General features: G+C 56.9%; 7 protein-coding genes. 6 read left to right on the plus strand and 1 reads right to left on the minus strand.

Translation table 11 applies throughout. The annotated features are described in order from the left end of the window. Entirely contained in the window at window positions 1-2,109 is a 2,109-nt protein-coding gene (locus K1Y02_00920; protein MBX7254890.1) for a DNA translocase FtsK, read from the minus strand. Between the two features lie 920 nt (window positions 2,110-3,029). Between K1Y02_00920 and K1Y02_00925 the strand changes: the two genes are divergently transcribed. The 6 genes from K1Y02_00925 (at window position 3,030) to K1Y02_00950 (ending at window position 13,053) form a co-directional block, all read left to right on the plus strand. After that, window positions 3,030-5,513 (plus strand): GAF domain-containing protein, encoded by a 2,484-nt coding sequence (locus K1Y02_00925; GenBank protein ID MBX7254891.1) that lies wholly within the window; start codon window positions 3,030-3,032, stop codon window positions 5,511-5,513. A 13-nt stretch (window positions 5,514-5,526) separates the two neighbouring features. Beyond that, entirely contained in the window at window positions 5,527-5,958 is a 432-nt protein-coding gene (locus tag K1Y02_00930) for a response regulator (GenBank protein ID MBX7254892.1), read from the plus strand. 1 nt (window position 5,959) lies between these two features. Further along, window positions 5,960-7,891: a response regulator gene (locus K1Y02_00935; protein MBX7254893.1), complete on the plus strand. Its 1,932-nt coding sequence runs from the start codon at window positions 5,960-5,962 to the stop codon at window positions 7,889-7,891. 248 nt (window positions 7,892-8,139) lie between these two features. Further along, window positions 8,140-9,921 carry an acyl-CoA dehydrogenase family protein gene (locus tag K1Y02_00940; GenBank protein MBX7254894.1) on the plus strand — a complete coding sequence of 594 codons (1,782 nt, stop codon included), beginning with the start codon at window positions 8,140-8,142 and terminating at the stop codon, window positions 9,919-9,921. A gap of 103 nt (window positions 9,922-10,024) precedes the next feature. Beyond that, window positions 10,025-11,653: an acyl-CoA carboxylase subunit beta gene (locus K1Y02_00945; protein MBX7254895.1), complete on the plus strand. Its 1,629-nt coding sequence runs from the start codon at window positions 10,025-10,027 to the stop codon at window positions 11,651-11,653. Between the two features lie 32 nt (window positions 11,654-11,685). Then, the gene (locus K1Y02_00950; GenBank protein MBX7254896.1) at window positions 11,686-13,053 is read left to right on the plus strand and encodes a DUF1446 domain-containing protein; all 1,368 of its coding nucleotides are present in this window, start codon (window positions 11,686-11,688) and stop codon (window positions 13,051-13,053) included. Window positions 13,054-13,304: the final 251 nt, after the last annotated feature.

Consider the following 13,304-nt stretch of genomic DNA (forward strand, 5'->3'; position numbering starts at 1 on the left):
CTAAGCCACCTCGTCGCTTGGCGGAGCACTCACCAGGATTTCCCGAGCTTTGCTTCCGCTGTGCGGCCCCACGATCCCCTTCAGTTCCATCATATCGATCAACCGCGCTGCCCGAGTATACCCGACTCTCAGGCGCCGTTGCACCATAGAAATTGAGGCCTGTCCAGTCTCCAACACAACCCGTATGGCTTCATCGAACAGTTCGTCGTCCTGGTCCACCAGGTCTTCGACGCTTTCTTTCGATTTCCCGAAGTTGGCGATCTCGTCGCGGTACTGCGGCGGAGCCTGGGTCTTCAGGTACGCGATGAGGCGATTCATCTCATCGTCGCACACGAATGCCCCCTGAATACGGGTGGGCTTAGACTGCCCGGCGGGAAGGTACAACATATCCCCCTTCCCGATCAAGCGTTCGGCCCCGATTTCGTCCAAAATGCACCGGGAATCCACCCGGGAGGAGACCTGGAATGAGACTCGGCAGGGGAAATTGGCCTTAATAACCCCGGTTAACACGTCTACGGACGGGCGTTGGGTGGCGATAATGAGGTGGATACCCACTGCTCGGGCCAATTGCGCCAGGCGGGCGATGGCGTCTTCCACTTCGGCACGGGCCAGCATCATCAAATCGGCCAATTCGTCGATAACGCACACGATATACGGGAGTTTTCGGATAGCGGCCACGGATTCGCCGTTCTCTTCTTCTTGGCCCTCGCCTCCGACCATTTCGATTTCGCCGTTTTCGACGCTCTGGTTGTACACTTCAATATTGCGCACGCGCAGATGCGCGAAGAGTCGGTAGCGTTCTTCCATCTCGACGATGAGCCAGTTCAATGCGGAGGCTGCTTTTTTCGGATCCGTCACGACCGGCGTGATCAAGTGTGGGATGTCGTTGAAGATCGACAATTCCACCATCTTGGGATCGATCAGCATCATCTGCAGTTCGTCGGGTGTGCGCCTGTAGAGCAGGCTTGCAAGCAGGGTCTTCACGCAGACGGTCTTTCCTGCGCCGGTCGCGCCTGCCACGAGCAGGTGAGGCATGGAGGCCAGGTCCGCGACCATTACGTCACCTGCAATGTCTTTCCCAAGCGCGAGGTTCAATGCGCCTTTGCTTCGCGTGAAGATTCGCGATTCAAGGAGTTCGCGCACAACGACCGGTTCGCGGTCCTTGTTGGGTACTTCGATGCCTACGCGGCCCTTACCGGGGATTGGGGCTTCTACGCGCACGCGGTGCGCTTTCAATGCCAACGCAATATCGTCCGCCAATGACAGGAAACGGCTCACTTTGATTCCGGGCGCGGGTTCAAGTTCGAAACGCGTGATGGTCGGTCCGCGCGTTACATCCGTGACTTTGGCTTCAATGCCGAAAGTCTGCAAACATTCCTCAAGCATTGCGCTGGTGCGCACCAATTCCTGCGTGCGGTCCGCCATTTTCGGTGGCGCGGCAGGATCGAACAGATCAATGGGAGGCCGCGTATATTTCTTGGGATACACGTAGTCCGGCGGCAACTCTTCTTGAACGTCCATCTTGCGGCGCGGCATGGGCGCTTGGCGGCCCTTTGGCTTCAAGGCCGTGAACTGAATGGGTGGCGGTGCTTCAACGACAGAGACCGTTTCTTCCTCTTCAATTTCCGCTACCATCCCGGAGTGCTTGTCGGCATTCGCGACATCCACCGCCTCTTCTTCATCCGAAATGAAGTCCTCGTCTTCAGCGGCAACCTTGTGGTTCGATACGCTTTCTGCGGAAGGCGTCGTAACGAATACCGAGCGGCCTCCCCTGAATCGCACGATGTGGGGAGGTTCCGGCACGTCATCGTCGTAACCTGACGTGGCGATCACGGGGGTCAAATCAAACGGACACTCATCGGTGGCCGCCAATTCCTCATCAAGGAGTTCGTCGATATCGGGAACGGACTCAGGCAGTTCTTTGCGCACACGAGGTCTTCCCCGCAGATCTTCTTCCACATGCCCACGTCGAGCCGCCCACCAATCACCCACGCGCATAACCGAGCGAAGCGAGGATTTTACGAACCAGACGACAAAGAGGCGCAGATTGTTGATGAGCCGGATGAACAAGAATTCCGTGGAGAGCAACAGGCCTATGACCGCCAGCATGCCGGCAATGATGTTTGCGCCAATGACGCCAAAGTAGGTATCGATCAGCGATCCGGTAAACGCCCCGACCATACCTCCGACGGGGTCACCCTCGTGCGCCAAGGACATGTCGACGTGCAAGAGGGCCGCGACCGACGCGAGAAGCACCAACGCTCCTACGGCGCGTATCCCCAGTCGGTCGAGCGGGCGGTTAGCGAGAAGCATTCCGCCCCAGACTCCTGTAATGACGTAGAGGGCATGAGCCGCGCCCCCGAAGACCAAGGTGAGTATCCCGGCAAGGGCGGCCCCCACAGGTCCCAGGACATTAGGCACTTCGGACATGCCATCTATAGGGCGGCGCACATCACTTTCATAGCCGTCGGTGACGAGGGCCAGGAAAATAATAATAGTAGCTAAAATTACAACTATGCCAACAATTTCGCGTCGCCGCTCAGTGTGCAGTTCTTCATAGGCATACATGGCTGGACCTCGGTTGCTGCTGCGACCGCTTCTATATATAGAAAGTGTAGCAAATTGCAGCGAGGAGTGCAACAGAATATTGTGTTCGCTCTCCGCCCAATATCTATTACTTGTGCCCAGTGCGTATACCGAGATAATTGCCTCCTATATATTGTTTTGCGTTTCAAATGACCACGTAAATCCTACGGAAAATTCAATAAATAATCTTATCCTTATTGTACCCCAATAGAAATGACTTGACAAGTTCATCTGAAAGGGTCTGACAGGGGCCAGTAGCAGAAGACAAAGATATAGCCTAGGGAGCAGGGTGGATGTATAATAATAAAACGTGATATTTGGGTCCGCACATACAGGGGCGCCCTCATGTCCTGCATCGCGGAGAGAAGATTTAGCATCCTATCGGCAACTGTTTATCCTCCGGACAATAATCTGTTGTCGGTGCCGTTGGAAGAAGGGCAGTAATGAAGCAACGCATCCAGGCGCTAGTCGGCGTCGTTCTGACGCTGATTTTAGGCAATCTGGCTCTTGCTTGGTTTCTACTCCATGTCCTGAGCCAGGATGCAACGGACAGGCTTGCTAGGCTGCGCACGGCCCAAGAGAGCGAGATGGTCGCTGAGATGCGCGGCAGGGTCGACATCGCGTGCGACCTAATCCATTACATCATGAACACATCACCCACCGTGGAGGCAGCACAGCAGGCAGCGATAGAGGCGTGCGCTCGGATTCGATTTGGCGATGGGAATTACCTTTGGGTGCACCGTCTTGATCCCGGGGAACCGCGGAGAGCGTGGATGCTTGTGCACCCTTTGAAGGATTTGGAAGGCCATGAGGTCACCGGCCTGATTGACCTCGAACGAGTATCCAAGTTCTATCTCAATGGCGAGATAGTCGACAGGTCCGATCCGCGTGTCGCGGCCGTGAAACCGCTCGATATTTTCGCGGAATTTAACCGGGTCTGCCTTTCCCATCGTGAAGGGGTTGTCGGATATTACTGGCCAAAGGCAACTGGAGGCCGGGCCACTGACGTGGGCTACCGCAAGCTCGCGTTTGTGAAGCTAGTTCCGGAGTGGAATTGGGTGGTGGGCGCCGGAGCGTATGCGGACGCGATCGACGAAGCAACAAACGCACGCGCAGCCGATTTGCACAATGAACATCTTAAGCTTGTCCATATGGCGCAAATTGCCCTGCTGCTGTTTTCGGCTGTAACGGTGGCTGTTGTTTCGTTTTTCGTATGGCGATTGATGCGGTGGCAGATCACGGAGTTGAAAGCGGAGGTGGAGGAGCGTAAGCGCACGGAAGCCGAGTTGAGGCAGAGTGAGCAGAATTACCGTGAAATCTTCGATGCGACCGACGTGGCGGTCTTCATCCACGATCGTTCGGGCAAGGTTCTCGACGCGAACAACTGCGCGTGCGAGATGCTTGGGTACTCTCGTGCGGAGTTGCTTTCGTTCGATCTGGACAAGATGGGGATGGGAGCGCCCCCGTACACCGGTAAAGATGCAAGGGAATGGTTTCGCCGGACCATTGAAGAAGGTCCTCAACGTCTCGAATGGCGCGCCCGCAGACGTGACGGAAGCATTATTGACGAGGAAGTCGCGCTGCGCGCATCGCGCATTGTAGGGACGGAGTGCATCCTTGCGGCGGTCCACAATATTACCGCGCGCAAGCGCGCGGAGGAGCAAGTGGCGCTCGACGCTCAGCGCTCCGCCGCACTGCTCGCGCTGAACAGAATGGATCGGTCCTCGCTCCAAGAGATTACCGACTTTGCCTTGGAGGAGGCGGTGCGCCTAACCAAGAGTTCGATCGGCTATTTGGCTTTTGTCAGTGAGGACATGACGGAAATGACGATGCATTCCTGGTCGCGAGTGGCCATGAAGGAGTGCGCCATTATTGATAAGCCCATTCACTATTATGTGGCAGAGACAGGATTGTGGGGAGAAGCGATTCGACAGCGCAGGCCCATCATCACCAATGATTATACGGCCGAGAATCCCTGGAAGAAGGGGACACCGGATGGGCACGTTGCTCTCATACGCCACATGAACGTTCCCGTTTTTGCCGGAGGGAGAATCGTTCTTCTTGCCGGGGTGGGCAATAAGGAGAGCGACTACGACGACACAGACCTTACCCAGCTAACGCTCATCATGGAAGGCATGTGGGGAATTCTGGAGCGGATACGCGCAGAAGAGCGCATACGCGAACTGAATGTGGATTTGGAGCGGCGCGTGCAGGAACGCACCGCACAACTGGAGAATGCGAACAAGGAGCTTGAGTCATTTGCGCACACGGTTTCCCACGACCTTCGCGCGCCGCTGCGGGCTGTCGATGGATTCAGTCAGGCATTGACAGAAGAGTATGAGTCTCGACTTGACGACACCGCCCGGGACTATCTGCACCGAATTCGCGGCGGCGCGAGACGCATGGGGTTGCTGATTGAGGACCTCTTGCGATTGTCGCGGCTGACACGCACAGAGATGCACGTGGACCGAATCGACCTTAGCAGCCTGGCGCGAGGCATCGTCGCTGACCTTCGCGAAGTTCACCCGGATAGAAACGTCGACTTCGTCGTGGAAGACAACATTACTGCGTCGGCGGATTCCGCGTTAATACGCATTGCCCTTGAGAATCTTCTTGGAAATGCGTGGAAATTTACAGGGAACAGTTCCAGCCCACGCATCGAATTTGGTGCACTATCGGACAATGGGACCGTTGCCTATTTCGTCCGGGATAACGGTGCGGGATTCGACATGGCCCACAAGGAAAAACTGTTCGGAGTCTTTCAGCGTTTGCACAACAACGATGAGTTTCCCGGAACGGGTATTGGTTTGGCAACGGTACAGAGGATTGTGCGCCGGCACGGTGGGCGGGTGTGGGCCGAAGGTACACCCGGTATAGGGGCCGTGTTCTATTTCACCTTGGCGGAAGAAGCTTCGTTACTGAAATAGGAGCGACAGACCGATGAACTCCGAACGCGTCATCCTACTCGTGGAAGACAATCCTGACGATGAAGCGCTTACCATTCGTGCACTGCGACGGAGCAACATTGCCAATCGAATTGAGGTCTGCAGAAACGGGCAAGACGCCGTTGATCGCATACTTTCAGAATCACCGGACCACGCAACGCCGTGTGTTGTGTTGCTTGATCTCAAACTGCCGAAATTGGATGGGCTTGAGGTGCTCCGTCAGATACGCGCGAATGCGCGGACACGAATGATCCCCGTGGTTGTCTTAACGTCGTCAAGCGAAGAGGAGGACATTGTCGATAGTTATAGTCTCGGCGCCAATAGTTATGTCCGTAAGCCGGTGGAATTCGATGACTTCTTTCGAGCGGTCGGCCAGCTCGGGTTATACTGGTTAGTGGTGAATGAGCCTTTCCCCGATTCGAGGTAGTATGAGTGAGCCTTTGCGTGTACTGATCGTCGAAGACAACGAAGACGATGCGCTGCTAATCATGCGGCAATTGCGAAGTCAGGGGTTTGATGTTTCTTGGGAACGCGTTCAGACGACCTCGGATATGAGATCAGCGCTTCAGACTCGTCCCTGGGACGTAGTGATTTCGGACTTTCACTTGCCAAAGATCACGGTGCAGCAGGCGCTGGAAGTACTTAAGCGCAGCACCCTGGATCTTCCTTTCATTGTCGTCTCCGGAACCATCGGCGAAGAGACCGCGGTCGAAATGATGAAGGCGGGCTGCCACGATTACCTGATGAAGGACCGCCTGATGCGGCTTCCCGAAGTTGTTCGGCGTGAGTTGCGCGAAGCGCGTATACGAGCCGAGCGGCGCAAGACAGACGAAGTGCTGCGTCAGCGCAATGAGCAGTTGCGCGGGATTGCGGCCCATATTCCGGGAGTAGTCTGCCAATTCAAGATCTCACCCGACGAACCGATCGCCGTTTCCTATGTGAGTGAACGTTGCTCGGAAGTCTTGGGGCTTCCCGACAACCCCATTGCCTTCTTGGAGCAGTTTCGTGGGCAGCTCCCGGCAAGCGATCGGCAGCGCTTCGACCAGTCGTTACGCGATGCGGCAGCGGCTTTCCGGAACTGGAATTTTGACGGACGGTTGGACGCGGAAGACGGCAATACGAAATGGATCAAAGGGATGGCCAGTCCATCGCGATCCGAAGACGCGGTTGTGTTAAACGGGATCTTATTGGATGTTACCGAGCAACAGAAGATTTCGGAGCAGTTGAGCCAGGCGCAAAGAGTGGAATCGGTGGGGCGGCTTGCCGCAGGGGTTGCGCACGATTTCAACAACATGTTGACACCGATCCTTGGGTATGCGGAGATGCTGATATCCGAGGGGAATAGTCCTGAAAGGCAACGGGAGCAATTACTCGAAATCAAGCTAGCCGCGGAACGCGCTCAGGAGCTGACGCGCCAACTCCTGGCGTTCGGCCGCAGGCAGACGCTTCAAATCAGGCCCGTCGATCTGAATGTCATTATTGCAGGGATGGAGAAGTTGCTTCGGAGGACTTTGCAGGAGAGCGTTTCGCTGCGGATTACGCTCCATCCGAAGCCATGTACGATTCTGGCGGACACGGGGCAGGTCGAGCAGATTCTCATGAACCTGGCCATAAACGCCCAGGATGCGATGCCCGACGGCGGAACGCTCAACATTGAGGTGTCTCAGGCTGAACTGGATGAGACATATCGTGAGAATCACCCCGTTGCCATCACGGGATCCTATGGGGCGCTTATCGTCAGTGACACGGGTTATGGAATGAGTGAGGAGACCCGGAGGCAGATTTTCGAGCCTTTCTTCTCGACAAAAGGCGAGATGGGTACGGGAATGGGCCTGGCTACCGTCTATGGAATCGTGAAGCAACATGGCGGGTTGATCTGGGTATACAGCGAACTCGGTAAAGGAACGACGTTCAAGGTCTACCTACCCGCGTCTTCGCTTCAGTCCACTCCAGCAGCAAACAAAGGGCCTGCACTGAAGGAACTGCGAGGCTCCGAGACCGTCATTCTTGTAGAAGACAATCAGATGGTCCGGGATCTCGCCACCGCGGTACTGGAACGGCAAGGTTACACGGTACTCGCAGCGAACGGGGGGCCGGAAGCGCTGACTCTACTGGGGCGGAATTCCGAGTCAGTCCGGTTGATCGTCACAGATGTCGTCATGCCTGGCATGAACGGTCAACAACTCTACCGAGAGGCATCAAGACTCTGTCCTGGGATCAAGGTCCTATTCATGTCTGGCTATACGGGCAACGTCATCGCGCAGCACGGCATTCTCGAAGGCGGCACGGCCTTCATTCAGAAGCCCTTCTCGGTTCAAGGTCTTGCTGCCAAAGTACGCGAAGTGCTTGCGGATTCGTAGCCCCGCGAGGACGTTGTGAACCGGGCACGGTTACATGATGCATGCATTTTAGTTTTTGCTGTGATGAGCGAGAACTCCACCTGTCGTCCCTGCGAGAAGTCTTCCAGGCGTATTGACTTGTTTTCTGAACCAGTGCGACAATAACGCGTTACGCTGGAGATCGGGCAAGGATCTGTCGACGTCACGAATTCCTAACTGCCGGTAGGTAACCCTTTCCCCGTTTCTGCAACGCAGGTGCGGAGGCGACTATGACCGACATCGCGACTCTTAACGAACAGCAAATGCGCATGGCCGAGGAGTTGCTCTTCTCCGGCAAACGGTTACCTAGTTTCGTGAAGGCTCTCTTTTTTGGCCTGTTCGATGCGGAACGCGTTCTTCCCTATCCAAACGTAGGCGACGAGGAAAGATCGCGAGTGGATAGGCTTGTCCGGGAGCTGAATGCGTGGGCGGACGAACACCTCGATCCGGTGGCCATTGACCGCAACGAGAATATCCCGGAAGACGTTATTGCCGGGTTGGGTAAGTTGGGCGTTCTGGGTTGCACGATTTCCGATGAATACGGTGGGCTTGGGCTCACGCAGTTTGGCTACTGCCGGTTGGTCGAAGAAATTGCGCGGCGCTGTGGATCGACGGCCCTTTTCGTTAACGCGCACCAGAGCATCGGTCTCAAGGCATTGCTGCTCTTCGGCACGAAGGAGCAGCGTGAACGTTGGCTGCCGCCGCTTGCGCGGGGCGAGGCGCTTGCGGCTTTCGCGCTGACCGAACCCAACGCTGGTTCCGACGCGGCTGGCGTCGAGACGCGCGCCGTCTATGATCCCGCGCGAAACGCGTACGTGATCAACGGAAAGAAGCAATGGATCACGAACGGGGGAATCGCGGACATACTGACGGTGATGGCGCAGACTACCGTCGAGACCAAGAACGGTCCTCAAGACAAGGTGACCGCGTTTCTGGTCACCCCGGACATGCCCGGTTTCGTTGTCACGGACGTTGCTCTCGAGAAGGTGGGAATGCGCGGCACGAAGACGGCCAAGCTTTCCTTCGAGAATCTGGTGGTGCCAGCGGAGAATATTCTGGGCAAGCTCGGTGCGGGTTTGAAAATGGCCTTGACCGTGCTCGACTTTGGGCGCACGACATTCGGTGCGGGATGCACCGGCAACTGCAAGGAAATGGTGGAACGCGCCACGAAGCACGCAATGGAACGCCATCAGTTTCAGCGACCGTTGGCGTCGTTCGGACTGGTGAAGGAGAAGCTCGCGAAGATGGCCGCCCTGGTGTATGCCATGGATGCGGCCACGTACTTGACCGCCGGTTTGCTTGACCGCGGCGAAGAAGACTTCATGCTGGAAACGGCCATCATCAAGGTCTTCGCAAGCGACTGCCAGTGGAAGATCTGCTATGACACGATGCAGATTCTGGGTGGCCGATCTTTCTTCACCGATGAACCCTATGAACGCATGATGCGCGATGCGCGCCTCAATACTATCGGCGAAGGTTCCAACGAAGTGCTCCGCGCGTTCATCGCCATCGTCGGTATGCGCGACGTGGGCATGCAACTGAAGGACGTCGCCGATTCGGTCACGTCGCCCTTGCGCGCGCTGGGGAAAGCGTTTGGCATTGGCAAGACGGCGCTTGAGCGAGCCATGAAGACACCCGCGATTCCCGTGCGCGCGTACCAACTGCAGGACGAAGCCAAGAAACTGGGCGAGGCCGTACGGCGATTCGGTTTCTCGGTGCAGCGCGCGGTCATTCGGCATCGCGAGAACATCGTCGAGCAGCAGATGCTGCTCGATCGCCTGACGAACGCGGTCATCGCGCTCTACACGGTGACTGCGGTCATCAGCAAACTCGATGGCTTGCTCGCCAACGCGGACGGAAAGTCAGACGCAATAGCCAACGATCTGGCGGTTGGGAAGCTGTATTGCACGATGGCATTCGAGACGATAGACCGTTCGCTGGATGCGCTTTTCAAGAACAATGACGCAGAAATCTACGGGATATCGGATCGCCTGACGGGTTATCGCGGTTGACGAACCGCAAACGCTAGTCAGGTGAAGTGTCTGCAAGAGTTTTCTTGTGCTGTGTGTCTTGGTCGCGATAACGCTGAGGTCTTAGCATGGATATGGCGTCTTGATGGCAGACATACCTCCTCCAGCTCCGGCTCCGTTGCGGGCGCTCACGGAGGACATCCTCGCGCAAGAAGCGGTGTTACGCGAAGGCGGTGGCCAAGCAGGACGCGAGCGCCAGAAACGACTCGGCCGTCTTACGGCGCGGGAGCGCATCGCGGCGCTGCTTGACTCGCCGGAACAGTTCTTCGAGCTCAATCTGTGGGCCGCTTACGAGATGTATCCGATGGTTGGCGATGTGCCCGCCGCGGGTGCCGTTACCGGCATCGGTTCTGTGCACGGCAAACCGTGCATGATTGTTGCCAACGATGCCACCGTGAAAGCGGGCGCCTTCTTTCCTCAAACCTGCAAGAAACTGCTTCGCGCGCAACGCATCGCCTTTGAGTGCGCGCTGCCCACCATCTACCTTGTCGATTCCGCGGGGGTCTACCTGCCGTTGCAGGACGAGATCTTTCCCGATGAAGACGATTTCGGGCGCATCTTCCGCAACAATGCGGTCATTTCGGCGGCGGGTGTGCCGCAACTCGCGGCGATCATGGGGAACTGCATTGCGGGCGGCGCGTACTTGCCCGTGCTCTGCGACAAACTACTCATGACCGAGGGCAGCGGGCTTTATCTTGCTGGACCCTCTTTGGTGAAGGCTGCGATCGGGCAAGTCGTCGATCCGGAAGAGCTTGGCGGCGCGAGTATGCACGCGGCGATCAGTGGGACGATTGATTTCCGCGAGCCTACAGACGAAGCATGTCTTGATCGTATCCGTTCCCTGATCGAGTTGCTGCCCGGAGAGAAATGGAATGAATCCTTGGACGGCGATCTGTCGACGCGTCCCGCCAAGGATCCCGAATCTGTCTACGCCCTCGTGAGCGCGGACGGACGCAAGGAATACGATACGCACGCGCTGCTTGAAACCATTGTAGATGCGGGTTCCATGCAGGAATTCAAGGCGGACTACGGCCAAACACTTATCACAACTTATGCGAAGATTGGGGGCATTGCCGTAGGCATCGTGGCGAATCAGCGTCAGCGCGTGCAGTCAGTGAAAGAGGGTTTGCAGATTGGCGGCGTGCTCTACGCTCACAGCGCCGACAAAGCCGCGCGATTCGTCATGGACTGCAACCAGACCGGCATCCCGCTGGTCTTCATTCAGGATGTTTTCGGCTTCATGGTTGGCCGCGATGCCGAACAATCCGGCATTATCAGAAGCGGCGCCAAACTCGTCAATGCGATGAGCAATTCCGTGGTGCCCAAGATTACCGTAGTGGTCGGCGGTTCATTTGGCGCGGGTAACTATGCGATGTGCGGCAAGGCCTACGACCCTCGCTTCATTTTTGCGTGGCCCTGCGCCCGCTACGCGGTGATGGGCGCAGACCAGGCCTCCGGGACGCTCTTCGACATCATGAAGAAAAGCGCAGAACGCGATGGCAAGGAATTCGATACCGAAGACATGAATCGGCTGCGCGAGATTGTGAAGAAGGACTACGAACACAAGACGGACATTCGATACGGCGCCGCGCGCGGCTGGATCGACGCTATCATCGCTCCTCACACCACGCGAAGCGTGCTGATTACCGCGCTAAGCCTGGCGAAGAGGACTCCGCCTCCTGCGCGGTATCACACGGGGGTGTTGCAGACGTGATGATACAAATTTGGAATTAATCAGGGGCTCCAATGAGTAACGATGCACTGCGAATCGGCAACGCGCAGGGATTCTGGGGCGACAGCATGGATGCCCCGGCGACGTTGTTGGCGCAACAACCGGATCTCGATTACCTGACGCTGGATTATCTCGCGGAAGTGTCGCTGTCGATCATGGCCGTGCAGCAGCAGAAGGACCCCTCGCTCGGCTATGCGCGCGATTTTGTAGAGGTCGTGAGGTCGCTCTCGCCCGCGTGGCGCGGCGGATCGAAGTGTAAGGTCGTTACGAATGCGGGTGGGCTCAATCCGGAGGGGTGCGCGAAGGCGTGCGCCGCTGCGTTGCGCGATGCGGGGTGCAGTCATTTGAAGGTAGCCATTGTCGCGGGGGACGATGTCCTTCCGCTGATAAAGGCGGCGGACGGCGGCGAAGAACTTCTTAAGAACTTGGAAAACGGAGATCCTATCTCGTCGGTGAAAGAAAGACTCGTAACGGCAAATGCCTACTTAGGCGCGAAGCCCGTTGCAGACGCGCTTGTGTTGGGTGCGGATATCGTCATTACCGGCCGCGTGGCCGATCCGAGTCTCGTTGTAGGTCCTTGCGCGTATCACTATGGTTGGTCGTGGGAAGACCACGACAAAATTGCCGGTGCGTTGATTGCAGGGCACATCATCGAATGTGGCGCGCAAGTCACGGGGGGCATATCGACGAACTGGCTCGACGTGCCTAATCCAGAGACGATTGGGTTTCCGTTTGTTGAGATGGCCCCGGATGGTTCCTGTGTCGTGACGAAGCCCGTTGGTAGCGGGGGATGGGTTACGGAAGAAACGGTCAAAGAGCAGCTCTTCTACGAGATCGGAGACCCCGCCGATTACCTCAGTCCCGACGCCCGCGTATCGTTCATGGGGTTATCGCTACGTGACGAGGGTAATGACCGCGTTCGCGTTGAGGGAGCAAAGGGCAGCGCGCCAACGCCGTATTATAAGGTTAGCGCGACGTATCGGGACGGCTATTGGGCGCAGGGCATGCTGACGGTCTTCGGGCGCAATGCAGTGAAGAAGGCTAAGCGTTGCGGCGAGATTGTGATCGACCGTGTGCGCCGCGCCGGATTCGAACTGGAACGCACAAACGTCGAATGCCTCGGCACGGGGGCTTGTGGACCTGGTTTGTTCCCCGAGCCTGAATTGCTGGAAACCGTCCTTCGCATCAGCGTGGCCGATCCACGCAAAGAAGCCGTCGAACGTTTCTCCAAAGAATTGGCGCCGCTTGTCACCAGCGGCGCGCAAGGAGTCACCGGATTCTCCGCGGGTCGCCCGCGAGTCAGCCCAGTGTTTGGCTATTGGCCCTGCCTTATTGAAAAGGGCCGAGTCACGCCACGCGTGCACGTTTACGAATCCTGGTAGCGAGAATTTCACCGATCAAGATCCCGATACACCTGTTCGCGCGTTCGGCATGGGGCGGTGTGTGGGGTTTAAGGCAGATGTTTGCCTGGCGCTGCTTCAGAGCAGCTATTCGGCACGGAGGAGGTAAACCACCAATCACACGAATTACACGAATGGAGAGTGGCAATCATGCCCGTGTCGTGTGTCACCCGTGTTTCACGGATTACGTTATACCGAGCTTGGCGATCGGGTGGCTACTCGGGAAGCGGATT

The organism is Candidatus Hydrogenedentota bacterium (assembly GCA_019695095.1).
Classification (GTDB): domain Bacteria; phylum Hydrogenedentota; class Hydrogenedentia; order Hydrogenedentales; family SLHB01; genus JAIBAQ01.

Coding starts and splice junctions, on each gene's coding strand:
- K1Y02_00950 (MBX7254896.1), top strand. CDS start 11,686: ATGAGTAACGATGCACTGCGAATCGGCAACGCGCAGGGATTCTGGGGC.
- K1Y02_00920 (MBX7254890.1), bottom strand. CDS start 2,109: ATGCTGGCGGTCATAGGCCTGTTGCTCTCCACGGAATTCTTGTTCATC.
- K1Y02_00940 (MBX7254894.1), top strand. CDS start 8,140: ATGACCGACATCGCGACTCTTAACGAACAGCAAATGCGCATGGCCGAG.
- K1Y02_00930 (MBX7254892.1), top strand. CDS start 5,527: ATGAACTCCGAACGCGTCATCCTACTCGTGGAAGACAATCCTGACGAT.
- K1Y02_00945 (MBX7254895.1), top strand. CDS start 10,025: ATGGCAGACATACCTCCTCCAGCTCCGGCTCCGTTGCGGGCGCTCACG.
- K1Y02_00925 (MBX7254891.1), top strand. CDS start 3,030: ATGAAGCAACGCATCCAGGCGCTAGTCGGCGTCGTTCTGACGCTGATT.
- K1Y02_00935 (MBX7254893.1), top strand. CDS start 5,960: ATGAGTGAGCCTTTGCGTGTACTGATCGTCGAAGACAACGAAGACGAT.